The organism is Dactylosporangium sp. NPDC006015 (assembly GCF_040614215.1).
In the GTDB taxonomy this organism is placed as follows: domain Bacteria; phylum Actinomycetota; class Actinomycetes; order Mycobacteriales; family Micromonosporaceae; genus Dactylosporangium; species Dactylosporangium maewongense.
In genome coordinates, this window is sequence record NZ_JBEXUD010000036.1 from 1 (window position 1) to 24,045 (window position 24,045).

General features: G+C 71.5%; 26 protein-coding genes. 18 read left to right on the plus strand and 8 right to left on the minus strand.

Annotation, left to right across the window (positions count from 1 at the left end):
- Nucleotides 1-609 precede the first annotated feature (609 nt).
- The gene (locus ABZ321_RS41785; RefSeq protein ID WP_354901271.1) at nucleotides 610-1,899 is read right to left on the minus strand and encodes a condensation domain-containing protein; all 1,290 of its coding nucleotides are present in this window, start codon (nucleotides 1,897-1,899) and stop codon (nucleotides 610-612) included.
- 107 nt (nucleotides 1,900-2,006) lie between these two features.
- Between ABZ321_RS41785 and dop the strand changes: the two genes are divergently transcribed.
- The 6 genes from dop to ABZ321_RS41815 all read left to right on the plus strand — a co-directional run bounded on the left by dop (nucleotide 2,007) and on the right by ABZ321_RS41815 (nucleotide 6,412).
- A complete protein-coding gene (gene dop, locus ABZ321_RS41790) occupies nucleotides 2,007-3,524 on the plus strand; it encodes a depupylase/deamidase Dop (RefSeq protein WP_344502171.1) in 1,518 nt (505 codons plus the stop codon).
- A 45-nt stretch (nucleotides 3,525-3,569) separates the two neighbouring features.
- Complete coding sequence (locus ABZ321_RS41795; RefSeq protein ID WP_033362892.1) at nucleotides 3,570-3,785, plus strand: ubiquitin-like protein Pup; 216 nt, start codon at nucleotides 3,570-3,572, stop codon at nucleotides 3,783-3,785.
- 97 nt (nucleotides 3,786-3,882) lie between these two features.
- Nucleotides 3,883-4,722, plus strand: a complete 840-nt coding sequence (prcB, locus tag ABZ321_RS41800) for a proteasome subunit beta (RefSeq protein ID WP_344502173.1) — start codon at nucleotides 3,883-3,885, stop codon at nucleotides 4,720-4,722.
- 58 nt (nucleotides 4,723-4,780) lie between these two features.
- On the plus strand, nucleotides 4,781-5,611 hold the full coding sequence (gene prcA, locus ABZ321_RS41805; RefSeq protein WP_344502174.1) for a proteasome subunit alpha: 831 nt from the start codon (nucleotides 4,781-4,783) through the stop codon (nucleotides 5,609-5,611).
- A gap of 208 nt (nucleotides 5,612-5,819) precedes the next feature.
- Nucleotides 5,820-6,095, plus strand: a complete 276-nt coding sequence (locus ABZ321_RS41810) for a hypothetical protein (protein WP_344502175.1) — start codon at nucleotides 5,820-5,822, stop codon at nucleotides 6,093-6,095.
- Nucleotides 6,092-6,412 carry a hypothetical protein gene (locus ABZ321_RS41815; protein WP_344502176.1) on the plus strand — a complete coding sequence of 107 codons (321 nt, stop codon included), beginning with the start codon at nucleotides 6,092-6,094 and terminating at the stop codon, nucleotides 6,410-6,412. Before ABZ321_RS41810 ends, ABZ321_RS41815 begins: the two co-directional genes overlap by 4 nt.
- A gap of 302 nt (nucleotides 6,413-6,714) precedes the next feature.
- Here the strand turns inward: ABZ321_RS41815 and ABZ321_RS41820 are convergent, their stop codons facing one another.
- The 4 genes from ABZ321_RS41820 to rfbB are packed head-to-tail and all read right to left on the minus strand — an operon-like array spanning nucleotide 6,715 to nucleotide 9,668.
- A complete protein-coding gene (locus ABZ321_RS41820) occupies nucleotides 6,715-7,416 on the minus strand; it encodes a glycosyltransferase family 2 protein (protein WP_344502177.1) in 702 nt (233 codons plus the stop codon).
- Nucleotides 7,403-7,813: a DUF2304 domain-containing protein gene (locus ABZ321_RS41825; RefSeq protein ID WP_344502178.1), complete on the minus strand. Its 411-nt coding sequence runs from the start codon at nucleotides 7,811-7,813 to the stop codon at nucleotides 7,403-7,405. The genes ABZ321_RS41820 and ABZ321_RS41825 overlap by 14 nt, the downstream gene beginning before the upstream one ends.
- Complete coding sequence (rfbD, locus tag ABZ321_RS41830) at nucleotides 7,810-8,694, minus strand: dTDP-4-dehydrorhamnose reductase (RefSeq protein ID WP_344502179.1); 885 nt, start codon at nucleotides 8,692-8,694, stop codon at nucleotides 7,810-7,812. The genes ABZ321_RS41825 and rfbD overlap by 4 nt, the downstream gene beginning before the upstream one ends.
- A complete protein-coding gene (gene rfbB, locus ABZ321_RS41835) occupies nucleotides 8,691-9,668 on the minus strand; it encodes a dTDP-glucose 4,6-dehydratase (RefSeq protein ID WP_344502180.1) in 978 nt (325 codons plus the stop codon). Before rfbB ends, rfbD begins: the two co-directional genes overlap by 4 nt.
- A 73-nt stretch (nucleotides 9,669-9,741) precedes the next feature.
- On the opposite strand from rfbB, the gene rfbA reads away from it, so the two are divergent.
- The 5 genes from rfbA to ABZ321_RS41860 all read left to right on the plus strand — a co-directional run bounded on the left by rfbA (nucleotide 9,742) and on the right by ABZ321_RS41860 (nucleotide 13,584).
- The gene (rfbA, locus tag ABZ321_RS41840) at nucleotides 9,742-10,611 is read left to right on the plus strand and encodes a glucose-1-phosphate thymidylyltransferase RfbA (RefSeq protein WP_344502181.1); all 870 of its coding nucleotides are present in this window, start codon (nucleotides 9,742-9,744) and stop codon (nucleotides 10,609-10,611) included.
- A gap of 64 nt (nucleotides 10,612-10,675) precedes the next feature.
- Nucleotides 10,676-11,275 carry a dTDP-4-dehydrorhamnose 3,5-epimerase family protein gene (locus tag ABZ321_RS41845; RefSeq protein WP_344502182.1) on the plus strand — a complete coding sequence of 200 codons (600 nt, stop codon included), beginning with the start codon at nucleotides 10,676-10,678 and terminating at the stop codon, nucleotides 11,273-11,275.
- 35 nt (nucleotides 11,276-11,310) lie between these two features.
- Complete coding sequence (pafA, locus tag ABZ321_RS41850; RefSeq protein WP_344502183.1) at nucleotides 11,311-12,669, plus strand: Pup--protein ligase; 1,359 nt, start codon at nucleotides 11,311-11,313, stop codon at nucleotides 12,667-12,669.
- Between the two features lie 25 nt (nucleotides 12,670-12,694).
- A complete protein-coding gene (locus tag ABZ321_RS41855) occupies nucleotides 12,695-12,922 on the plus strand; it encodes a hypothetical protein (protein ID WP_354901277.1) in 228 nt (75 codons plus the stop codon).
- Nucleotides 12,919-13,584, plus strand: coding sequence for a hypothetical protein (locus ABZ321_RS41860; RefSeq protein WP_344502185.1), 666 nt, complete (start codon nucleotides 12,919-12,921; stop codon nucleotides 13,582-13,584). The genes ABZ321_RS41855 and ABZ321_RS41860 overlap by 4 nt, the downstream gene beginning before the upstream one ends.
- Here the strand turns inward: ABZ321_RS41860 and ABZ321_RS41865 are convergent.
- A complete protein-coding gene (locus ABZ321_RS41865; RefSeq protein ID WP_354901279.1) occupies nucleotides 13,552-14,664 on the minus strand; it encodes a DUF3866 family protein in 1,113 nt (370 codons plus the stop codon). The genes ABZ321_RS41860 and ABZ321_RS41865 overlap by 33 nt on opposite strands.
- 105 nt (nucleotides 14,665-14,769) lie before the next feature.
- On the opposite strand from ABZ321_RS41865, the gene ABZ321_RS41870 reads away from it, so the two are divergent.
- The 6 genes from ABZ321_RS41870 to ABZ321_RS41895 all read left to right on the plus strand — a co-directional run bounded on the left by ABZ321_RS41870 (nucleotide 14,770) and on the right by ABZ321_RS41895 (nucleotide 19,997).
- Entirely contained in the window at nucleotides 14,770-15,765 is a 996-nt protein-coding gene (locus tag ABZ321_RS41870) for a WYL domain-containing protein (protein WP_344502187.1), read from the plus strand.
- The gene (locus ABZ321_RS41875) at nucleotides 15,762-16,727 is read left to right on the plus strand and encodes a WYL domain-containing protein (protein ID WP_344502188.1); all 966 of its coding nucleotides are present in this window, start codon (nucleotides 15,762-15,764) and stop codon (nucleotides 16,725-16,727) included. Before ABZ321_RS41870 ends, ABZ321_RS41875 begins: the two co-directional genes overlap by 4 nt.
- A gap of 21 nt (nucleotides 16,728-16,748) precedes the next feature.
- Nucleotides 16,749-17,033, plus strand: coding sequence for a hypothetical protein (locus ABZ321_RS41880; protein ID WP_344502189.1), 285 nt, complete (start codon nucleotides 16,749-16,751; stop codon nucleotides 17,031-17,033).
- Nucleotides 17,034-17,229: 196 nt separating this feature from the next.
- The gene (tatA, locus tag ABZ321_RS41885; RefSeq protein ID WP_344502190.1) at nucleotides 17,230-17,496 is read left to right on the plus strand and encodes a Sec-independent protein translocase subunit TatA; all 267 of its coding nucleotides are present in this window, start codon (nucleotides 17,230-17,232) and stop codon (nucleotides 17,494-17,496) included.
- An 83-nt stretch (nucleotides 17,497-17,579) separates the two neighbouring features.
- The gene (gene tatC, locus ABZ321_RS41890; RefSeq protein WP_344502191.1) at nucleotides 17,580-18,482 is read left to right on the plus strand and encodes a twin-arginine translocase subunit TatC; all 903 of its coding nucleotides are present in this window, start codon (nucleotides 17,580-17,582) and stop codon (nucleotides 18,480-18,482) included.
- 636 nt (nucleotides 18,483-19,118) lie between these two features.
- A complete protein-coding gene (locus ABZ321_RS41895) occupies nucleotides 19,119-19,997 on the plus strand; it encodes a diacylglycerol kinase (RefSeq protein ID WP_354901282.1) in 879 nt (292 codons plus the stop codon).
- On the opposite strand, the gene ABZ321_RS41900 is transcribed toward ABZ321_RS41895, so the two are convergent.
- Nucleotides 19,994-20,368: an Hsp20/alpha crystallin family protein gene (locus tag ABZ321_RS41900; protein WP_344502193.1), complete on the minus strand. Its 375-nt coding sequence runs from the start codon at nucleotides 20,366-20,368 to the stop codon at nucleotides 19,994-19,996. The two genes, ABZ321_RS41895 and ABZ321_RS41900, sit on opposite strands and share 4 nt — an antisense overlap.
- 114 nt (nucleotides 20,369-20,482) lie before the next feature.
- Nucleotides 20,483-21,223, minus strand: a complete 741-nt coding sequence (locus tag ABZ321_RS41905) for an HAD-IA family hydrolase (RefSeq protein WP_344502194.1) — start codon at nucleotides 21,221-21,223, stop codon at nucleotides 20,483-20,485.
- A gap of 21 nt (nucleotides 21,224-21,244) precedes the next feature.
- Here ABZ321_RS41905 and ABZ321_RS41910 point away from each other — a divergent pair, with 21 nt between their 5' ends.
- Nucleotides 21,245-23,965, plus strand: a complete 2,721-nt coding sequence (locus tag ABZ321_RS41910) for a DEAD/DEAH box helicase (protein ID WP_344502195.1) — start codon at nucleotides 21,245-21,247, stop codon at nucleotides 23,963-23,965.
- Nucleotides 23,966-24,045: the final 80 nt, after the last annotated feature.

Consider the following 24,045-nt stretch of genomic DNA (forward strand, 5'->3'; position numbering starts at 1 on the left):
TGCCCGGGGTGGGGCGTGGGGGCCCCCCCGCCCCCGCCGGTTTTTTGTCGCCCCCCCGGGGGGGGGGGGGGGGCCCCCCCCCCCCCCGCCCCGGCCAAGGCCGCGACGCGACCGTCCCGGCCGCGAACAACCACCGCCCAGCCGACCGCCCCCAGCACCCCGTCGGTCAGGACGCCTGCGGGGTTACCCGTGTCAGCGACGCCCTCGCCGCCGGGTGGCCGCGGGCGACGGCAGGTCGGTCGGTGGCGCGTAGAGCCGTGTCGGTCTGGACGGCCCGCGGGGTCGTCTGCGCCGGCGACGCTCTCGCCGCCGAAAGCCGGTGGACGACCGCTGCTCAGCTGGCGGCTCGCAGCGCTGTGCCGGTCAGGAAGGGCCTGCTGGGTCGTCTGCGCCGATGACGGCCATCGCCGCCGGAGAGACCGCGGGCAACCACTGCCCAGCCGGCCGCTTGCAGCACCCCGCCGGTCAGGACGGCCGTCAGTACCGGCGACGCCTCCGCTGCTGGGAGGTCGTGGTCAACCCGCTGCCCAGCCGGCGGCTCGCAGCGCCCGTGTGAGAGAGCGGGGCGTCAGTACCGGCGACGCCGCCGCCGACGAGAGGCAACCCTGGTCAGCCTATGGCTTGGAGCGCGGCGTCGGTCAGGACGGTCTCGAGGGTTGTCAGTACCGTGGACGCCTCCGCCAGGGAGAGGTGGTGGGTGTCGGCGTAGCAGGTGAGCGCGGTGGCCGGGCCGGCGTCGTCGGCGTGCACGAACAGGCGGCTCGACGGGGTGTCCTTGAACGGCGTCCAGTCGAGGGTCCGGCGGGTCACGGCCTCCCGCAGCGAGCCCCGCGCCGGCGGCGGGACGGGGCCGCGGCGGTCGTTGAGGTGGAAGTCGACCCGGAACTGCGGGCCGCGCTCCGCCGCGATCCGCGCGACCAGGGACTCCTTCGACGCCGTGTCGTAGTACGCGTGCTTGTAGGCGGTCGTGGCCGCTCGCTGGGCGCCCGCCACGACCTGCTCGAACGTGGCGTCGGCGACGTCGACGAGGCACAGCCCCGGCTGGGCGACCGGCGCGACCACGTCCGCCAGCCCGGGGCGGAAGCGGTTGCTGGTCACCAGCAGCACCGGCACCGGGTCGACGCCCGCGCAGCGGCGCACCGCGACCGCGAACCCGGCGAGCAGCGTGGTGGAGGGGTCCGCGCCGGTCCGGTCCGCGAGGACCCGCGTGGCGAGGGGGATCGCGGGGGAGACCAGGCGGCCCTTCCAGTGCCGGGGCCGCTCCCGCCGCCGGGACGAGCGGGGCCACGGCGGCGGCATCGCGCGCAGGACCCGCTCCCAGTGCCGCAGCGCGCTGCGGCTCTGCCGCGCGCCGGCGTCCGACGCCTGCCAGCCGGCCTGTTCGAGGGGCTGCATGCCGCTGACGGGCTCCTGGACCCTCGCGGCGACCTCCCGCAGCATCACCGCGGCCCCGGAGCGGTCCATCGCGATGTGCCAGATCACGGCGCACAGGTGGGTGAGGCGGCCGGCATGGCGCACGACACCCATCCGGATCGGCCAGTCGCTGGTGAAGTCGACGGGTTCGTGGCGGAACCGGTCGAGCATCCGGCCCGCCTCGGCCTCGGCGTCGGCCTCGGTGTCCAGGACCTCCAGCGTGGCGGTGCCGCCGGCCGCGACGACCTGCCGGGGCGTCCCGTCGCCGGCGAACCGCAGCCGCGTGCGCAGCACCTGGTAGCGGCCCATGAGGTACCGCAGCTCGGCCGCGACGTCCTCGACGGACCGGCCAGGGGGCAGCGGCGTCACCCCGCCGAGCGGCAGCTGCTCGCCGAACCTGGTCATCGACGCCCAGATGTCCCGCTGCCCCCATGACAGGGGCGCCTCACCCGCGCCTGCACCCTCGAAGGCGACCAAGATTCGCATCCGTGGATGTTACGGGCGGCGACGGCTTCACAACAATCGGACATCATGCAAACCTGGCGCGCCGCGGTGGAGGCAGACTGTCGTACCTTGCGACTAGGGTTGTGGGCATGAGTGTGCGGCGCGTGATGGGCACTGAGGTCGAATACGGCGTGTCGGTGCCCGGCCAGCCGGGAGCCAACCCGATGGTGACGTCATCCCAGGTGGTCAACGCTTATGGCGCACGACCCGAGCTCACGAAGGGCGGCCGGGCCCGGTGGGACTACGAGGAGGAGTCCCCGCTGCGCGACGCACGCGGGTTCACCTACTCGGGTGCCCTCTACGACCCGGCGGAGGCCCTCGCGGACGAGGACCTCGGCCTGGCCAACGTGATACTGACCAATGGTGCGCGGCTCTACGTGGACCACGCGCACCCCGAATACTCCACGCCCGAGTGCACCAACCCGCGTGACATCGTGCTGTGGGACAAGGCCGGCGAGCGGGTGATGGCCGAGGCGTCCCGCCGCGCGGCCACGATCCCGGGGACGCTGCCGATCCATCTGTACAAGAACAACACCGACAACAAGGGCGCCAGCTACGGCACGCATGAGAACTACCTCATGCGGCGGCAGACCCCGTTCGCCGACATCGTCATGCACCTCACCCCGTTCTTCGTCACCCGGCAGATCGTGTGCGGGGCGGGCCGGGTCGGCATCGGGCAGGACGGGTCCGGCCCCGGCTTCCAGATCTCCCAGCGGGCCGACTTCTTCGAGGTCGAGGTCGGCCTGGAGACCACGCTGAAGCGGCCGATCATCAACACCCGCGACGAGCCGCACTCCGACGCCGACAAGTACCGGCGGCTGCACGTCATCATCGGCGACGCCAACCTGTCGGAGATCTCCACCTACCTCAAGGTCGGCACGACGTCGCTCATCCTGGCGATGATCGAGGACAAGGCGCTGCCGGGCGACCTCGGCATCGCCGACCCGGTGACCGAGCTCAAGGCGGTCAGCCACGACCCGTCGCTGAAGCACCTGATCCGTATGCGCGACGGCCGGCGGCTGAGCGCGCTGGACATCCAGTGGGCGTTCTATGAGCGGGCCCGCGCCTACGTGGACTCCCGGCAGGGGTCCGATGTCGACGAGCAGACCGCCGACGTGCTCGAGCGCTGGGAGAGCGTGCTGGACCGGCTCGGCCGCGACCCGATGCTGTGCGCCGGCGAGCTCGACTGGGTCGCCAAGCTCCGCCTCCTGGAGGGCTACCGCGAGCGCGAGTCGCTGGGCTGGTCCTCGCACAAGCTGCAGCTGGTCGACCTGCAGTATTCCGACGTCCGCGCGGAGAAGGGCCTCTATCACCGGCTGGTCGCCCGCGGGTCGATGCAGACGCTGTTCACCGAGGACGAGATCCAGCGCGCGATCGTCGAGCCGCCGGACGACACCCGGGCCTACTTCCGCGGCCGGTGCCTGGCGAAATACCCCGCCGAGGTGGTTGCGGCGAGCTGGGACTCCGTCATCTTCGACGTGGGCAGGGAGTCGCTGGTGCGGGTGCCGATGATGGAGCCCGAACGAGGGACCAAGAAGCACGTTGGTGCACTGTTCGACAAATGCCCGAGCGCGAAGGATCTGCTCGAAGCGATCACTTCCGGGTAAGTTCGATGCAGCGGTTGTTTGGTGGTCCCCCGAGGAGGATGAGACATGGCGACGAGGGATACGGGCGGGCAGTCCCAATCCGGTAAGTCGCGGCGCGACGAGGAAGAGGACGTCGCCGCGCCCGAGGTCAACCCTGAGACAGCCGAGCGGGTCGAGCAGCTTGGCGAGGACGTCGACGACCTCCTCGACGAGATCGACTCGGTGCTCGAGGAGAACGCCGAAGAGTTCGTCCGCGGATACGTGCAAAAGGGCGGCCAGTAGCCGTCACTGAGAAGGCCCCGTCGGTCCGGACGCATCCGGGCCGACGGGCGTATTGTTTGGTCAACTACAGTCGATCATCCTTGTGAAGGGAGCTCCGTTGCCGACGGGTCTTGACCACTCTGGGCGTCTGCCGGCCGCGTTCCACGCCGCGGGGACCTCGTCGTTCAGCGAGTTCCTGTCGGCCGTCGCGCCCGAGATGCTCCCGGGTCGCCGGCCGCTGCCGCCCGGCATGGCCGCCGACGTGAGCGCGCACGCGACCACGATCGTCGCCATCACCTGTGCCGACGGTGTGCTCATGGGCGGCGACCGGCGCGCGACGATGGGCAACCTCATCGCCCAGCGCGACATCGAGAAGGTCTTCGCCGCCGACGCCTACTCGCTGGTCGGCATGGCCGGCACCGCCGGGTTCGGCCTGGAGATGATGCGCCTGTTCCAGGTCGAGCTGGAGCACTACGAGAAGATCGAGAGCTCGATGCTCTCGCTGGAGGGCAAGGCCAACCGCCTCGCCACCATGGTCCGCAACAACCTGGGCGCCGCGATGCAGGGCCTGGCCGTGGTGCCGCTGTTCGCCGGGTTCGACGTCGACGCCAAGTCCGTCGACAAGGCCGGGCGCATCTTCAGCTTCGACGTCGCCGGCGGCGTCTACGAGGAGCGCGGCTACGACTCGATCGGCTCGGGTTCGCTGTTCGCGAAGTCGTCGATGAAGAAGCGGTACAAGCCCGGCATCACCACCGCCGAGGCCGTGAAGATCGCCGTCGAGGCGCTCTACGACGCCGCCGACGACGACACCGCGACCGGCGGCCCCGACCTGCTGCGCGGCATCTTCCCGGTCATCATGACGGCCACCGTCGAGGGCACCCACCGGCTCACCGACGAGGAGACCCGCGCGGTCGCCGAGGCCGTCATCGCCGAGCGCGCCGACAACCCGGGCGTCTGAGCCCTCCGTCCCCCCGCCCCCGTCAGCCAGCTCCCACGTCAGAAGGAGAACCCGCCCCGTGGCCATGCAGTTCTACGCCTCGCCCGAGCAGATCATGCGGGATCGCTCGGAATACGCGCGCAAAGGCATCGCGCGCGGTCGCAGCGTCGTGGTGCTCAGCTACGAGGGCGGCGTCCTCTTCGTCGCGGAGAACCTGTCGACCGCCCTGCACAAGGTCAGCGAGATCTACGACAGGATCGGCTTCGCCGCCGTCGGCCGCTATCCCGAGTTCGAGAACCTGCGCTCGGCCGGCGTCCGGCTCGCCGACCTGCACGGCTACTCCTACGGCCGCCGCGACGTCACCGGGCGCCAGGTCGCCAACGCCTACGCCCGCACCCTCGGCGCCATCTTCACCCAGGAGCAGAAGCCGTACGAGGTCGAGATCTGCGTCGCCGAGGTGGGCGCCACCGCCGACGGCGACGAGCTCTACCGCATCACGTACGACGGCTCCGTCCAGGACGAGCCCGGCCTCGTCACCATGGGCGGCCAGTCCGACACCATCTCCGGCGCCGTGAAAACCCGCCTGCGGCCCGACCAGACGCTCGCTGAGGCCCTGAAGCTCGCGGTCGAGGGTCTCGGCAGCGTCGGCGGCGAGGGCGGCCAGCCGAGGAAGCTGGCGGCCAACCAGCTCGAGGTCGCCGTCCTGGACCGGCACCGCCCGGGCCGCACGTTCCGCCGGCTGACGGGCCTCGCCCTCACCGCCATCCTGGACGACCCGGCGAAGGCCGAGTCGGTCGAGGAGGGCCTGGAGGACAAGCCCCAGCCGCCGGCCTCCCCGAGCACCCCCGCCGACAACGCCAGCGGCCCCGCCCCGGAGACGGAGACGGAGACGGACAAGCCCACCTCCTGACCGGCCGACGTCCAGCCGTACCACCGCGCGAGCCTCCTCCGGGAGGCTCGCGCGTTGTCGTTCCGGGCACATGCCGCACCGGCGTTCTTGATCGAGTAGCGGATCCGGCTACGTGGACGACCGGATCCGCGATTCGATCAACTGGCGGCCGGAGACGCCACGGGTGGGGGCGTGGACGGAAGTCTGACGGGCGTCGTACATTGGAGGCATGCCGTACCGCTGGTGGCCGGCGACGCTGGCGGCGCTGGTCGGGATCACCGACGTCGAGGTGCTGGAGGCGCTGAACGCCGACCGGCGGCGGCCGCTGCCGGGCTTCGCGTTGGGGATTCCGGCGCTCAGCATCTGGGCGCGGACCGAGGCGGGCCGGGCGCTGATCGTCGTGGTGAAGCAGGAAGGCCAGTTCAGCTGGGGGATTCTCGGAGCGCGGGACATGACCCCTGACGAGCTCGCCGAGTTCGAGAAGTGGGAGGCGAGCGCAGCATGAGCACCGATCCGCTCAGCGAGCAGCAGATGGACGCCATGGTGGCGGCGGTCGCGGCAGGGGAGTTCACGTTCGACCGGGGGGCGCCGACGCCGGCGCTGCCACCGAAGCCGGACGCGGAGGTCATGGCCGTCTACTCGATGCGCCTGCCGTCGGACGTGGCGCAGCGCCTGGCCGCGGTGGCGAAGAGCAAGGGCGTGAAGCCGTCGACGTTGATGCGGCAGTACGTCGAATGGTGCCTGGCCACCGAGGTCAACGACCGGCCGATCTCGCTCACCGACGCACTGCGCGCCCTGACTCAGCTGCGCCCGGCCGCGTAAGCCCGCCTGCGGCGGAACCCCGCCTGCGGCGGAACCCCGCCTGCGGCGGAACCCCGCCTGCGGCGGAACCCCGCCTGCGGCGGAAACCCGCCGGCCGCCGAACCTCGGCAGCCGCGGAGAACCCGGTGGCGCGGTACACCCGCCAGCAGCACGGCCGACAGTGATGGAGCCGGCCGCGGTACACCAGGCGGCAATGCACCCTGCGGCAGGAACGGCAGCAGGCCTGCGGCGGGGAAACCCGGCAGCGGGCGAGCCGGCCGCCTGAAGAGACTGCAGAGCCAGGCGGCCGGGACGCGGCGACGTCAGGTGCGGATCAGGGCCAGGAGCAGCACGATGCCCGCGCGGCCCAGGTAGATCGTGGACTTCATCGGCGAGGCGCTCGGGGTGCCCGCCATCCGGGGGCGCATCGCCACCGGGATCTGGGTGATCCGGTAGCCGGAGCGGGCGACCCGGACCAGGACCTCGATCGTGTCGCCCAGGTACTCCGCCGGGTACCAGTGGGCGAAGAACTCGATCAGCTTGCGGTTGCAGGCCCGGTGCCCGGACGTGGTGTCGCTGAGCTTCGTGCGGGCCAGCCGGGACAGCACCGCCGAGAGCATCCGCATCGCCCACTTGCGCGGGCCGGTGACGCTGTAGCCGCCCTCGCCCGCGAACCGGGCGCCGATGACCAGGTCGTGCTCGTCGAGCGCGTCGACGAGCTTCGGGATGTACCGCGGGTCGTGCTGCCCGTCGGCGTCGACCTGGATGGCGACGTCGTAGCCGTGGTCGCGGGCATACCGGTAGCCGGTGCGCATCGCCCCGCCGACGCCCAGGTTGAACGGCAGCCGGGCCACGATCGCGCCGGCCGAGGCGGCCCGCACGGCGGTGTCGTCGGAGGAGCCGTCGTCGACCACGATGATGTCGACGCCGGGCAGCTCGCCGCGGACCTCGGCGACGACGTCGGCGATGGAGCCGGCCTCGTTCCAGGCCGGGACGATGATCAGGACCTTCTTACCGTTGATCATCAGAGGCCCCAGCGGGAAGGTCCGAGGACGGGGACAGGGGGGCCGGCACGGCGGACGATTCGCGGGGGCGGCCGAGCTCGCTGCGCAGCAGGGCCAGGTCCTCGGCCAGGGTCCGGGTCTCCTCCTCCAGGCGGCTCACCTCCCAGCTGAGGTGCACCGTGACCATGAGCAGGAACACGATGCCGAGGAAGAGCACGAGGCTCACCCCGGACTTGATGCCGAGCGCCTCGGCCACGTTGTTGATGATGGGCGGGAAGAACGCCATCGGCAGGATCACGATGCTGACGGCCAGCCAGAGGATCGCGTACTTCTCCTGCAGCTGTCGCCGCCGCAGCAGCTCGACCATGAAGGCGAGGACCGCCAGGGCGGTCACGCCCGTGACGATGATGAGCTTCACGCCGCACCCCCACTGCCGACGGCGCCCACGCCCGCCGCGAACGCGGGCTCGCGCAGCGCCTCGGCCAGCATGCTATGCCAGTCCCGCATCGGCGCCATCCCCGCGACGGCCCACCGGTCGTGGCCGAGGACGCTGTACGAGGGCCGCGCGGCCGGCGTCACGTAGGCCGCGCTGGTCGTCCGCCGGACCCGCGCGGGGTCGAGCCCGCACAGCTCGAACACCGCCTGCGCCAGCCCGTGCCACGTGGTCTGCCCCGAGGCCGTGCCGTGGTAGATCCCGGCGGGGGCGGCGGAGTCGGCGAGCTCGACGAGCCGGACCGCCAGGTCCCGCGACCAGGTCGGCTGGCCGACCTGGTCGTCGACCACGTCCAGGAAGTCGCGGGTGGCGGCGAGGCGCAGCATCGTCTTGACGAAGTTGCGGCCCTGCGCGCCGTAGAGCCAGGCGGTGCGCACCACGTACCCGGAGTCGGGCAGCGTGGTCAGCACGCTGGTCTCGCCGAAGAGCTTGCTGTGCCCGTAGGCGTTCAGCGGCTCGGTCGGCGCGTCCTCGGCGTACGGCGACGTCCCGGCGCCGTTGAACACGTAGTCGGTCGAGACGTGCACGAGCCGCGCACCGTAGGCGCGGCACGCCTGAGCGAGCACCGTCACGCCCGTGCCGTTGACGGCGAGCGCGGACTCGTAGGCGCTCTCCGCGCCGTCCACGTCGGTCCACGCCGCCGCGTTGAACACCACGTCGTGGCCGTCGACCAGGGCGTGGACCGCGTGCGGGTCGGTGATGTCCAGGTCGGCGCGCTTCAACGCGGTCACCGCCCGGCCGTCCAGCGCCGCCAGGAGGTCCTGGCCGAGCATCCCGCCGGCGCCGGTGACCAGGTAACGGGTCACAGCGCCGCGCGCGTCTTCAGGGGCTCCCACCAGGAGCGGTTCTCCTTGTACCAGGCCACCGTCGCCGCGATGCCGTCCTCGAACGTGACGGCCGGCTCGTAGCCCAGCTCGTTGCTGATCTTCTCGTGGCTCAGCGAGTAGCGCCGGTCGTGGCCCTTGCGGTCCTCGACGGGACGCACCGCGGACCAGTCGCGGCCGGTCGCCTCGAGGAGCACCTCGGTCAGCTCCTTGTTGGTCAGTTCGCGCCCGCCGCCGATGTTGTACACCTCGCCGGCGCGGCCCTTCTCCAGCGCGAGCTGGATGCCGGCGCAGTGGTCGGAGACGTGCAGCCAGTCGCGGATGTTGCCGCCGTCACCGTACAGCGGGACCTGCCGGCCGTCGATGAGGTTGGTGACGAAAAGAGGGATGACCTTTTCGGGGAACTGGTAATGGCCGTAGTTGTTGGAGCAGCGGGTGACCACGACCTCCATCCCGTGGGTGCGGTGGTAGGCGAGCACCAGCAGGTCCGAGCCCGCCTTCGAGGCCGAGTACGGCGAGTTCGGCTGCAGCGGCCACTCCTCCGTCCACGAGCCCTCGTCGATCGACCCGTACACCTCGTCGGTCGAGACGTGCAGGAAGCGGCCGACACCCGCGCGGCGCGCCGCGTCGAGCAGGACCTGGGTGCCGATGACGTTGGTGGTCACGAACGGCCCGGCGCCGAGGATCGACCGGTCGACGTGCGACTCCGCGGCGAAGTGCACGACGGCGTCGTGGCCGGGCATGAGCTGCTCCACCAGGTCGGCGTCGCAGATGTCACCCTCGACAAAGTCGAACGAACCGGCCACGGATGCCAGATTGTCCCGATTGCCGGAATAGGTGAGCTTGTCGAGCACGGTCACGGCCGCGCCGGCATAGGCCGGGTAACCGCCTCCGAGGAGGGTGCGGACGTAGTGGGAGCCGATGAACCCGGCACCGCCGGTGACGAGGATTCTCACGGGATCGGGAGTCTAGTGCACCCACCTGGACGCTGAGTCGACCGAGGGTGTCGACTACCCGTAAGGTGGCCGGGTGCGTGGCATTATCCTCGCCGGTGGCACCGGCTCCCGCCTCTGGCCGCTGACAAAAGCGGTGTCGAAGCAGCTCATGCCCGTCTTCGACAAACCGATGATCTACTACCCGCTGACCACGTTGGTGATGGCCGGGGTCCGCGAGATCCTCGTCATCACCACCCCCGAAGACCAGGATCAGTTCCAGCGACTGCTCGGCGACGGCACCCAGTGGGGCCTCGAGATCAGTTACGCGGCGCAACCGCGCCCCGAGGGGCTCGCCCAGGCGTTCATCATCGGCGCCGACTTCATCGGCGACGACACCGTCGCGCTGGTGCTCGGCGACAACATCTTCCACGGCGCGCTGCTGGGCCAGCGCCTCGCCGACAACGCCGAGCTCAAGGGCGGGCGGGTGTTCGCCTACCCGGTGGCCAACCCGCAGGACTACGGCGTCGTGGAGTTCGACGCCGACGGCAAGGTGCTGTCGATCGAGGAGAAGCCAGCACGCCCGAAGTCGCGGTACGCGGTGCCTGGTCTGTACTTTTACGACAACCGGGTGGTGCAGATCGCCCGGGAGCTCAAGCCCAGCGACCGCGGCGAGCTGGAGATCACCGCGGTCAACGCCGCGTACCTCGAACGCGACGAATTGCACGTGGCAATCCTGGATCGCGGCACGGCGTGGCTGGATACGGGTACGTTCAACACGATGGTCCAGGCCGCCGAGTTCGTCCGGGTGATCGAGGAGCGGCAGGGCCTGAAAATCGGCTGCGTCGAAGAGGTCGTCTGGCGAGCGGGCTTCATCGATGACGCACAGCTGCGGGCATTGGCGGAGCCGTTGCGCAAGAGTGGCTACGGCGATTACCTGATCCATTTGCTCGATTGGGAAGCCTGACCGCCGCCCGCACAATGAGCCGACCGAGCCAGCCAACGACACTGCGACGGGTGGGGCCGCACACGTGAAGTTCCGTCAACTTTCGATCGCCGGTGCCTGGGAGATCACCCCGGTGCTGCACGGCGATCCCCGTGGGTTGTTCCTGGAGTTCTACCGGTTCGAGCAGCTCAGTGCCGAGGTCGGCCACCCGTTGCGGCTGGCGCAGGGCAACGTGTCGGTCTCCGGGCGGGGGGTCGTGCGCGGTATCCACTTCGCCGACGTGCCGCCCGGGCAGGCCAAGTACGTCACCTGCACCAGGGGCGCCGTGCTGGACGTCGTCGTCGACATCCGGGTCGGATCCCCGACATTCGGCCGGTGGGAGGGCGTGCAGCTCGACGACGTCGACCGCCGCGCGCTCTACCTGAGCGAGGGTCTGGGGCACGGGTTCTGCGCGCTCACCGACGACGCGACGATCACCTACCTGTGCTCGGAGACCTACAACCCGACGGGGGAGCACGGCATCCACCCGCTCGACCCGGATCTCGGCATCGTCTGGCCCGTCGACGAGCCGCAGCTGTCCGCCAGGGACGCCGTGGCGCCGTCGTTCGCGCAGATGCGGGCCGAGGGACGGCTGCCGGACTTCGTCACCTGCGAGGCGTATACACAAAGTCTGCGGGCGCAATAGGGTCACAACGGCGCTCAGGCGGCTAATGTTCCTACATGGACCGGCGAATTTTCGGCCTTGAGACCGAATACGGGGTCACGTGCACCTATCGGGGACAGCGCCGCCTGTCGCCTGACGAGGTCGCCCGCTATCTGTTCCGGCGCGTCGTGTCATGGGGCCGTTCCAGCAACGTGTTCCTGCGCAACGGCGCGCGCCTCTACCTGGATGTCGGCTCCCACCCGGAATACGCGACGCCCGAGTGCGACTCGGTGCCCGACCTGGTCACCCACGACCGGGCCGGCGAGCGGATCCTCGAAGGCCTGCTGGTCGACGCCGAGCGTCGGCTGCACGACGAGGGGATCGCGGGCGAGATCTACCTGTTCAAGAACAACACCGACTCCGCCGGCAACTCGTATGGCTGCCACGAGAACTACCTGGTCAGCCGGCACGGCGAGTTCGGACGTCTCGCCGACATCCTGATCCCGTTCCTGGTCACCCGCCAGCTCATCTGCGGCGCCGGCAAGGTGCTGCAGACCCCGCGCGGCGCCGTGTACTGCCTGTCGCAGCGCGCCGAGCACATCTGGGAGGGCGTCTCCTCGGCGACCACCCGGTCCCGCCCGATCATCAACACCCGCGACGAGCCGCACGCCGACGCCGAGCGCTACCGGCGGCTGCACGTCATCGTCGGCGACTCGAACATGAACGAGGTCACCACGCTGCTCAAGGTCGGCACCGCCGACATCGTGCTGCGGATGATCGAGGCCGGCGTCGCCATGCGCGACCTCTCGCTGGAGAACCCGATCCGCGCCATCCGGGAGGTGTCCCACGACATCACCGGCCGCCGCCGGGTCCGCCTCGCCAGCGGCAAGGAGGTCAGCGCGCTGGAGATCCAGCAGGAGTACTTCGACAAGGCCACCGAGTTCCTCGACCGGCGCGGCGCCGACGCGCCGACCAAGCGGGTCATGGAGCTGTGGGGGCGGGTGCTCAACGCGGTCGAGACCGGCAACCTCAAGAGTGTCGAGCGCGAGATCGACTGGGTGACCAAGCTCGGCCTGATCGAGCGCTACCAGACCAAGCACGACCTGCCGCTGTCGCACCCGCGGGTCGCGCAGATGGATCTGGCGTATCACGACCTGCGCCGCGGACGGGGCCTCTACGGCCTGCTCGAGCGCCGCGGGAAGGTCGACCGCGTCTCCAGCGACCTGGACATCTTCGAGGCGAAGGAGACCCCGCCGCAGACCACGCGGGCCCGCCTGCGGGGTGAGTTCATCCGGCACGCGCAGGAGCGCCGCCGCGACTTCACCGTCGACTGGGTCCACCTGAAGCTCAACGACCAGGCGCAGCGCACCGTGCTGTGCAAGGACCCGTTCCGGGCCTACGACGAGCGCGTCGACCGACTGATCGCCAGTATGTGAACGTTGGGTTAGGCTGGCCGGCGCTATGGATGACAACCCCGCCGGTCAGCCCGCCCCTTCGGAGGACCCGAAGCCGAAGGCGAGCGAAAACCCGGACAAGCCGCGGTCCAACCGTCACGGTCGCCGGCTGCAGCGCATCCGCGAGGAGATCGAGCGCAACCGGACCGACGGCCCGGCCATCCCGACCTGGGTCCTGGCGCTCGCCCTGGTGCTCATCATCGCCGTCATGACCGCCCTGGTGGTGTACTCGTGAGCGGCCAGCGGAGCGTCTCGGGCCGCGAGCCGGGGTTGCAGGGTTCGGTCGCGGTGGCGCCGGAGCGCAGCGGAGGCGGCGCCGTGAAGCGGCTGCTCGCGGCCGGGGCGATCTGCATTCTGCTGGCCGGCTGCACGGACGACGGCGAGCGCCGCACTCCGCTGCCCGCCGTCCCGACGTCCGGCGGCGAGGCGTCCGCGCTGCCCCTGCCGTCCCCGTCGCTGCCCCCGGTGGTCGTCTCCGACGGCTGCCAGGGCCTGATCACCCCCGCCCAGGTGCAGAAGTCGACCGGGCTGTCCGTGCAGGCGAGCGCCGGTGACGGCGCGGCCGCCGTCGCGCAGTACGGCCAGGCCGTGCAGAGCCTCGGCCTCAACGCCCAGGCCCGGATGTGCCCCTTCGGCAACGGCGGCGGCGACCAGGTCACGATCGTCGCGCTCACGTTCCCCGACGCGGCCCAGTCGCAGAAGCTCTGGACGACGATCAAGTCCCTCGAGGCCGTCGGCGGCGTCGGCGAGGCCGCACTCAGCGACAGGTCCAAGACGCTGCTCGCCCGCCGCGGCAAGGCGATCGTCGCGGTCTACCTGGTGGTCGCCGCGGCCCCGGAGGCCAACCACCTGAGCCAGCTGCAGTCAGTCGCCAACGCCGCCCTCGCCAAGGCCTGACGGCAGGCTCTGGGCCGCTGCCCGTCCGGCCGCCGCCGCGGCGAGGAAGTAGGCGCGGTCCTCCTCGTACCGGCGACCCATCGTCGACAGCCGCACCGGCAGCGCCAGCAGGGCGGGCTCCAGGTCCTCGGCCACGGGCGTGACGATGCGGTGCGGTGGACACAGCGGCCGCAGCTGCTCGTGTACGACCAGCGCGAGGTCGGCCTCCAGGTCCGACGGCACGACGAGGTCGGCCGGCGCGAGCGCGACCCGCCCGAACGCGGTCAGGCTGTGGTGCGACACCCCGCGGTGCCGGGGCCGGGGGTCCGCGCCGGAGATGCGGGGCGCGGCGACCGGCCGGCCGCCCAGCGCCGCGACCGCGTTGACGGCCTCGCCCGCGGCGACCCCGGAGAAGCCCCACGACGTGCCGGTGCCCAGGTTGCCGGGGCCCTGCGTGACGATGGCCAGGTCGGCGCCGAGACCGTGGCGGGCGGCGAGCAGGCCGCTGTGCACGTTGGTCGACTCCAGGTCGCCGCCGAACGCCTGGCCGGTGGTGACCGTGCCGGCGAGCAGCGGGCGCAGGGCGTCGACGGTGCGGGAGAACCAGGCGGGCAGCGCGCCGCCGTCGGTCATCACGTACGCGACCTTCGCCGAAGGCCGGTCGGCGTGGACGCCGGCGAGGATGGCGGGGAGCGCGGAGTGCAGGTCTGCGATCACCACCGGCATTCCGGAGATGTCGGAATTGTTGGCCAGTGCGTCGCGAAGCGGCGAGACCTCCTCGTCGGCGGCCAGGACGACCGCCTGCAGCGGCGTGTAGCGCGCCTTGACCACGTGGCCGGGGGCGTCCACGTCGTCCGGCAGGCGGTCCGGGATCGCGACGACCAGGGCGTACCCGCCGGTGCCGAGACTCAGGGCGAGCGCGTTGACGTTCAGCAGCACCCGGTCACCGACCTGCGGCGTGCCCACCAGGGCCGGGTAGGCGAGGGCCTGGACCCGCTCCGGGTCGTCCGGCCGGCGCGCCTCGAGGGCCACCTCCACCTCGACGCTGCCGTGCCACGATGTACGGGGCGCGACGACCGTCCCCCAGCGCCAGCGGATCATCGGGACAACCTACCGTGTCTGCGCGCCGTGACCGCGTCGTGACGTAACGAACCGTCACCGCGTGGGCGACGCCGCACGGGCGTTCGGGCTGGTAGGTTCGCTGGCGTGTCGCGGACCCGAACCGAGCGCCTGGTCAATCTGGTGATCTGCCTGCTCTCGACACGCCGCTTCCTGACCGCCGGTCAGATCGCCTCCATCGTGCCCGGTTACGAGCACGACCCGGAGGACGAGCGCGACCACGAGGCGTTCCAGCGCAAGTTCGAGCGGGACAAGGCCGAGCTGCGCGAGCTCGGCGTGCCCCTGGAGATCGGCACGCCCTCCGTGTGGGACAACGAGCCCGGTTACCGCATCGCCCGTCGCGAGTATGCGCTGCCCGACATCCCCCTGGAGCCCGACGAGGCGGCGGCCGTCGGCATCGCCGCGCGGCTGTGGCAGCAGACCGGCCTCGCCGCCGCCGCGTCGTCCGGCCTGGCGAAGCTGCGCGCCGGCGGCATCGACGTCGACCCGCACGCCACCCTCGGCGTCGAGGCGGTCGTCACCGTCGACCCGGCCTTCGAGCCGCTCACCGCCGCCGTCCGCGACCGGCAGGCGGTCACGTTCGACTACCACGTGCCCGAGCGCGACACCGCCCGCGCCCGCAAGCTGCAGCCGTGGGGCGTCGTCTGCTGGCGCGGCCGGTGGTATGTCGTCGGCCACGACCTGGAGCGCGGGGCGGAGCGGTGCTTCCGGCTGTCCCGGATCGTCTCCGGCGTCCGGCGGGTGGGCCGGCGCGGCGCGTACGAGCCGCCGAAGGTCGACCTGATCGCCTACGTCGCGAAGACGAGCGGCCCGGTCGAGCGCACCAGCCCGGCGACGGTCCTCGTGCGGCCCGGCCGCGCGGCGGGCGTGCGCCGCTGGGCGGAGTCGTGCGTGGCCACACCGGAGGGCGACCGGCTCACGTTGCGCTACGCCGACATCGACTTCTTCGCCGGCTGGCTGGTCGGGTATGGCGCCGACGTCGTGGTGCTCGACCCGCCGCCGCTGCGCGACGAGGTCGTCAAGCGCCTCAAGGAGATCGTCGCGGGCGCACCTTCCGAGGCCCGCGCGGAGGTTGCGGTATGACCACGTCCGTCGACCGGCTCGGCCGGCTGCTCAACCTGGTGCCCTACCTGCAGGCCCGGCCGGGGATCACCCTCGCCGAGGCGGCCGCCGACCACGACATCACCGAGCGCCAGCTGCGCGAGGACCTCGAGCTGCTGTGGCTGTGCGGCCTGCCGGGGTACGGTCCCGGTGACCTCATCGACATGGCGTTCATCGGCGACGGCGTCACCGTCATGTACGACGCCGGCATCGACCGCCCGCTGCGCCTCACGCCGGACGAGGCCCTCGCGCTCATCGTCGCGCTCCGCATGCTCGCCGAGACCCCCGGCGTCGGCGAGCGCGACGGCGTCCACCGGGCCCTGGCGAAGATCGAGCACGCGGCCGGCGACCTCGCCGACGCGGCCGTGGCCGTCCGTCTCCCCGGCAACGCCGACCGCCTCGAGGAGCTGCGCGGCGCCGTCGACCGCCGGCACGCGCTGCGGATCACGTACTACACCGCGACCCGCGACGAGACGACCGAGCGCGTCGTCGACCCGATGCGGGTCCTCGTCGTCGGCCGCTGGGCCTACCTGGAGGCGTGGTGCCGCCGCGCCCAGGCGGTGCGGCTCTTCCGGGTCGACCGGATCGACGCCTCCGCCGAGCTGGACGAGCCCGCCCGCGTGCCGGTGCAGGCGCAGCCGACCGACACGCGCACCGGCACCCTCTTCCGGCCCACGTCCGACCTGCCGCTCATCACGCTGCGGGTGGGCCGGGGCGCGCGGTGGATCACCGAGCAGTACCCGTGCGAGGAGGTCGTGCGGGGTCCGGGGGAGCACTGGACGGTCTCGCTGCGCGCCTCCGACCTGGACTGGGCCCGGCGGATGGTGCTCGGGCTGGGCGCCGAGGTGTCGGTCGTGTCGCCGCCGGAGCTGGTCGCGTCGGTGGCCGCCACGGCGCGCGCCGCGCTCGCCGCCTACGACGCGCCCATCCCGGCACTGCCGTAGCCGGTGGTTTAAGGTCGGTGGGTGCTCTGGTGGATCTCGGGTGGCATCGTCCTGGTCGCGCTGATCGTCCTCATCGCCGTGGTGATGTCGACGGCCGGTCGCTTGCGTCAGTTCGGTAACACCGCGCAGTCCCTGCAGCGCAGGCTTCTCGACGGCGAGAAGCGACTCCAGCCCCACCTGGCCCGCCTGCAGCAGACCGCCGAGGCGATGCAGCCCCGCCTGGCCGCCATGCAGGAGCAGGCGTTGGTCATCCAGGCGCGCCGCGGCGAGCTCGAAGACGCTGACCAGCGCCCCGCCGCTCGCTAACAGTTAAGAAACCTTGCGGATCAACTGGGCAAATAGCACCTTTGTCCGGACGGATGGTTGACGATCGGGCAGTTCAGCGTCAACACTCGTCAGGACTTCAGCGGCCGGACCCCTTCCCGCAACCCGGCCTCTGCCCGTCACCCGAAGTGACCAGTACGATGGGTCGGGCAGCATAAAGACAGTGAGGTGGCTTCACATGGGTGCACTCAAGCCGTGGCACATCATCGTGTTGGTGGTGGTGCTGATCCTTCTGTTCGGCGCCAAGCGTCTGCCTGACGCGGCGCGGTCGCTGGGTCGATCGCTGAGGATCATCAAGGCTGAGACCAAGGGTCTCGCCGAGGACAACGTCGACGCCAAGGCCGAGGCCCAGTCGGGTCGCGCGCCGCTGCAGGGCACGATCGACGACAACCGGCCGTCGCCCGCGCCGACCGTCGACCCCGTCAACCGCGTCCCCGAGCGCTGAGGCACTCGAGCGTCGTGAGCATCCTCGCCAGGCGGCGCCAGGAAAGGGCACCGTCGCAGTTCGAACGCGCCGCAGACGGCTCCATGACCCTCATGGAGCACCTGCGGGAGCTGCGCAACCGCCTGTTCAAAGCCTGTCTCGGCCTGGTCTTCGGCTTCGCCATCGGCTTCTGGCAGTCCGGCAACGCGATCAAGCTGGTCAAGCAGCCGGTCTGCGACGTCATGACCTCCCGCGGCCGGGGGTGTGACTTCGTCCAGCTGGGCGTGGCCGACTTCTTCCTCCTGCAGTTGAAGGTCGGCCTCTGGCTCGGCCTGCTCATCACCGCTCCCTGGTGGATGTATCAGCTGTGGGCGTTCATCGCGCCGGGCCTGCACCGCCACGAGCGCAAGTACGCGTACATCTTCATCTCGATCGCGACCCCGCTCTTCGCGCTCGGCGCGTTCCTCGCCTGGTTCGCTCTCGGCCACGGCCTGGAGTACCTGCTGCCGAGCGAGGACATCGTCCACACCTCGCTGGACATCACCCGCTATGTCGACTTCATCACCACCGGCATGCTGGTCTTCGGCGTCGCGTTCGAGTTCCCGCTGATCGCGATGATGCTCAACTTCGCCGGCATCCTCAGTGGCCGCAAGCTGCTGGGCTGGTGGCGCGCCGTGGTGTTCATCTTCTTCGCCTTCGCCGCCGTCGCCACGCCGACCCCCGACCCGTTCACCATGTCGGGCCTGGCACTGGCCATGTCGTTGCTGTACTTCGGCGCGGTCGGCGTCGCCTTGATCAACGACAAGCGCAAGGGCCGCAACCAGTCCATCTACGCCGACGTCGACGACGACGAGATCTCCTCGATCGACGACCTCGCGCCGGAGCCGGTCGCCGCGGCCACCTCAGTCGGCGGCTACGACCCGATCGAGGCACCCACCCCGGTGGACGGCCCGACGCCGGTCGAGCGTCCGAGGTCCCTCGACAGCCGGTACGACGACATCACCTGACCCACCCCACCCGCTCAGCCCCGACGCCCGCCGCGCATCAGCCGGCGGGCGTCGTGCTGTCCGCGCCGGGGACCCGGTGCACGAAGTCTTCCGGATCACGAGAAGCGCCGGCCCCAGCTCCGGTCGGCGTGTGCTTCGGCCGGCCTCCGGTCCGGTGTGCCCATTGGTTCGGCCGGCGCCTGGTTCGGCCGGCCATGGGCTCCGGCACGGCGCGCACGCCGCGGGCGCAGCCCCGGTGTGGTCCCGGTGGGCGGGGAAGGCCCTGGCATCCTCGCGTGGACATCGGGCCGCTCGCCAATCCGACCGCCGGTGAAGGGCGGCGGGCCGGACTGCTGCCTGAGGCCGCCGGGGTCGACTTGCGGCATGCGTGCCTGGAGTGCAGGCGCGGCCGTTTCTGGCTGTCCACTGCCGAGTTGGAAACCTGCTGAGGAGACGACGCGAGTGGCCAGTCGCCGCGCTCACCGTCCGGCCCGGACGGTGAGCGACCACCGGATGCGGCGCGCACGCGCCGCTTGCCCTGCCACGCGCCTCAGCGCGGGCAGTGCGCCGCGGAGCGGCGCATTGGGGTGCGGGTGAGAATCCCCGCCGGGCCCCGCCGCGACAGCGGTGGGGGAGGCACCGCCTAGCATCCGTGCGATGGACATCGCGTTGCTCGCCAATCCGACCGCCGGCAAAGGGCGGCGGGCCGGACTGCTGCCTGAGGTCGTGGCGCGGCTCAAGGCCGGTGGGCACGCGGTCGACGTGGTCACCGCGACCAGCCGGGACGGCATGGTGGAGCAGGGCAAGGCGGCCGTCCTGAGCGGCCGGGCCGTGGTCGCGATGGGCGGCGACGGCACGGTGCACCTCGGGCTGCAGGCGGTGGCCGCGACGGGGGCGCCGTTCGGGATCGTGCCCGCCGGGACCGGCAACGACTTCGCGGTCCGGCTCGGGCTGCCCGGGGACACGCTGCGGGCGGCCGAGGCGATCGCGGCCGGCACGACCACGAGAAGCGTGGACCTCGCGCGGGTCGAGGGGGCCGACGGGACCACGGCGTGGTTCGGGGCGGTCATGGCGGCCGGGTTCGACGCGTTCGTCAACGAGCGGGCCAACCGCATGCGCTGGCCGCGTGGTCCCCAGCGGTACAACCTGGCGATCGTCGAGGAGTTGCTGGCGTTGCGCAGCAGGTCGTACACCATGCGGATCGACGACGAGGAGAGCGTCTTCGACTCGGTGCTGGTCGCGATCGGCAACACCGAGAGTTACGGCGGCGGATTCCGGATCGTGCCCGGAGCCGACCCCACCGACGGGCTGCTGGACGTGGTCGTCGCCGAGCCGCTCAACCGGCGCACGCTGATGCGGCTGCGGCCCAAGGTGTTCAAGGGGACGCACGTGCACGACCCGCGGGTCAGGACGTTCCGGGCGCGCAGGATCGAGCTGGCCGCCGAGGGGGTCACGGCGTACGCCGACGGGGAGCGGATCTGCCCGCTCCCCGTCACGGTCGAGTGCGTGCCCGGTGCCTTGCGGCTGATCGTCTAGGCGGCGTTGTGGATGCGGACGGTGACGCCGTTCGCGGACGGGGTGGTGGAGACGTCCGACTCGGTCACGCCGTCGGGCAGCGAGAAGCTGCGGCTGAACGAGCTGGAGCTGGACGAGCTCGACGAGAACGTCGCGCCGCCCTCCTCGTGGTGCGACGAGGTGCTCGTGCCGCCGCCGCCCTTGATGGTGAGGCGGCCGCCGGAGACCTGGACGTCGACGTTGCTCGGGTCGACGCCGTCGACGGTGATGACGAGGTCGTCGCCCTCGGTCGTGGTGGAGACGGAGGCGGAGTGGGCGCGCGAAGCGGCGTGGTCGACCTCGGACTCGATGCGGGCAAGAGCTTCTGACGGGTTCCAACGGCCTAACGGCATGATGATCCTCCGGAAGGAAGGTAGTCGACGTATCCCCTGCACTGTGGCCGCCTGGCCGGGAGCCGACAAGCGCACAGGCGGTCTTGCGACAATGGTGCCCAACGGCCGCAAGGTTTAAAGCAGGCGCAGCACCGCGCCCAGGCCGTGAACTTTGCCCGGGTCACTCTCCGGGATGACGAGGACGCTGCAGCCCGCCGCGGCGGCGCCGGCGTCGGCGGGCGAGTCGCCCACCATCAGGGTCCGCTCCGGGTCGGTGCGCAGCGCCGCGCAGGCCTTCCAGAAGATGGCGGGATCCGGTTTGCAGCGGCCCACCTCGTACGAGAGGACGAACTCGTCGACCAGGTCGGCGAAGCCCAGCTGACCGGCCAGGTCGCGCAGGTCGAAGCCGATGTTGGAGACGACCGCGACCGGCACGCCACGCGCCCGCAGCGCCTGGAGGGTCGGGACGGTGTCGGCGTACAGCTGCCAGCCGTCGGCGATGAGCAGCCGGTCGTAGAGGGCCTGGGCGAGGTCGGCGTCGACGGTCGCGGCCAGCCCTTCGTATGCGGCCCGGTGCGCGGCGACGGACAGGTCCCGGTCGGCCCACACCTCGGCGAGGTGCGCCGGCACGCGGTGCGGCTTCGGCCCGCCGGCCCGCCCGGCCGTCATCAGCCGGTCGGCGAGGACCGTGGCCTTCCCACGGTCCAGGGTGGTGCCGAGGCTCGAAGCCGCCGCCGTCACCCACCTGACGGGGTCCTCCACCTGCGCGATCGTCCCGTGGAAGTCCAGGAGCACGGCCTCGACGGGCCGCCATGTACTTGGTGGTTCAGCGCTTTCCGGCACGCCAGCACGATACCCATGAGCGGATCCGGGCATCTTTCGCCTAGCCTTGGGGTCATGAACACCCCCGCCGAGCGGTACGAAGCGGCGCAAAGGCGGGCTCAGCGTCCTGCCCTGACCGAGTTCGTCGATGAGCTGGACTTCACCCTCGACGACTTCCAGGCCGAGGCCTGTGACGCGCTGGAGCGCGGCACGGGCGTGCTGGTGTGCGCGCCGACCGGTGCCGGCAAGACCGTCGTCGGGGAGTTCGCCGTCCACCTGGCGCTGCGGCAGGGGCGCAAGTGCTTCTACACGACGCCGATCAAGGCGCTGTCGAACCAGAAGTACAACGACCTCGTGCAGCGGTACGGCGCCGAGCGCGTCGGCCTGCTCACCGGCGACAACGCGATCAACGGTGACGCCCCGGTCGTCGTGATGACCACCGAGGTCCTGCGCAACATGCTGTACGCGGGCTCGGCGACCCTCGAAGGCCTCTCCTACGTCGTCATGGACGAGGTGCACTACCTCGCCGACCGGTTCCGCGGCGCCGTGTGGGAAGAGGTGATCATCCACCTGCCCGACTCGGTGACCCTCGTCTCGCTGTCGGCGACCGTGTCCAACGCGGAGGAGTTCGCCGACTGGCTCGTCACCGTGCGGGGCGAGACCACGGTCGTGGTGAGCGAGCACCGGCCCGTGCCGCTGTGGCAGCACATGCTCATCGAGCGGCGGATGTTCGACCTCTTCCACGACGCCGAGGCCGCGCAGAAGCACGACGTGCATCCGGAGCTGCTGCGGTACCACCGGGAGATGCTCCGCCGGGTCGAGATGACGGCGGGCCAGCGGGGCGGCCGGCGCAAGGGCCCCTACCGGCCCGAGATCGTCGAGCGCCTGGACCGTGAGGGCCTGCTGCCGGCGATCCTGTTCATCTTCAGCCGCGCCGGCTGCGACGCCGCCGTCCAGCAGTGCCTCGCCGCCGGGCTGCGGCTCACCGCGCCCGACGAGCGGGTCGAGATCCGGACCATCGTCGAGTCGCGCACCAAGCACATCCCGAGCGAGGACCTGCAGGTCCTCGGGTACTGGGAGTGGCTCGACGGCCTCGAGCGGGGCCTCGCCGCGCACCACGCCGGGATGCTGCCCGCGTTCAAGGAGGTCGTCGAGGAGCTGTTCGTCCGCGGCCTCGTCAAGGCCGTCTTCGCCACGGAGACCCTGGCGCTGGGCATCAACATGCCCGCCCGGTGCGTGGTCCTGGAGCGGCTGGTCAAGTACAACGGCGAGGCGCACGTCGACCTGACGCCGGGGGAGTACACGCAGCTGACCGGCCGCGCCGGGCGCCGCGGGATCGACGTGGAGGGCCACGCCGTCGTCGTGTGGGCGCCGGAGCTCGACCCGCGGCACGTGGCGGGGCTCGCGTCCACCCGGACGTATCCGCTGAAGTCCAGCTTCCGGCCGTCGTACAACATGGCCGTGAACCTCGTCGGCAGCGTCGGCATCGCCGCCGCCCGCGAGCTGCTCGAGAGCTCGTTCGCCCAGTTCCAGGCGGACCGCTCGGTGGTCGGGCTGGCCCGGCAGGTGCAGCGCAACGTCGACTCGATCGCCACGTACGGCGCGGAGACCGCCTGCCACCTCGGCGACTTCGACGAGTACTTCGGCTACCGGGTCGCGATCGCCGACCGGGAGCGGGCGATCGCCCGCCAGGGCGCCCAGCAGCGCCGCGCCGCCGCCCTGGAGTCCCTGGAGCGGCTGCGCCCCGGCGACGTCGTCCGGGTGCCCACCGGCCGCCGCGCGGGCCTCGCGATCATCATCGACCCGGGCGTCGGCGGGCGTGGTTTCGGCGAGCCCCGGCCGCTCGTGCTCACCGAGGACCGCTGGGCCGGCCGGATCTCCGGCGCCGACTTCACTTCGGCCGTCGAGTCCCTCGGCCGGGTCAGGGTCCCGAAGCAGTTCAACTACCGCTCGGCCCAGGACCGCCGGGACCTCGCCGCGCAGCTGCGCCGCCTCTCGCTGGAGCCGGCTCCCCGCGGGCGGCGGTCCCGCAACCCGTCCGCCGTCGACGACCACGAGCTCGACCAGCTGCGCGCCTCGATGCGCCGGCACCCGTGCCACCAGTGCCCGGAGCGGGAGGAGCACGCCCGCTGGGCCGAGCGGCGCTGGCGCCTGGAGCGCGACACCGAGGCGCTGCGCGGCAAGGTCGCCAACCGCACCGGCTCTCTCGCCCGCACGTTCGACCGTGTCTGTGGCCTGCTCACCGACCGCGAATACCTCTCCGCCGCCGGCACCGTCACCGACGCCGGCCGGATGCTCGCCCGGATCTGGTCCGAGACCGACCTGCTCGTCGCCGAGTGCCTGCGCACCGGCGTCTGGGACAGGCTCGGCGCCGCCGACCTCGCCGCCGCCGCCAGCGTCCTGGTGTACGAGGCCCGCCGCGAGTCCGACGACCGCGCCTCCATCCCGCGCGGCGACGTCTCCGAGGCCATCGACGCCACCCTGAAGCTGTGGTCGGAGCTGCGCGAGGACGAGGACTCGCGGGGTCTTCAGCTCACCCGGGAGCTGGATCTCGGCTTCGTCTGGCCGGTGTACCGGTGGGCCCGCGGCGAGAGCCTCACGAAGGTGCTCGGCAGCGTGCACGGACTGGAGGGCGACATGCCGGCGGGCGACTTCGTGCGCTGGTCCCGCCAGGTGCTCGACCTGCTCGGCCAGCTCGCCGAAGCGCCGGGCGCCTCGGACGCCGTGCGGCGCACCGCCAGGCAGGCGATGGCCGCCATGACGCGAGGAGTTCTCGCATACAGCGTCATCGCGTAGTCACCCACCGAGTTTTCATCGGAGCGGATTAGAAAAAATCGTTCGGATCCGCAATGATGCTTTTCGCCGGGGGGCCAGTC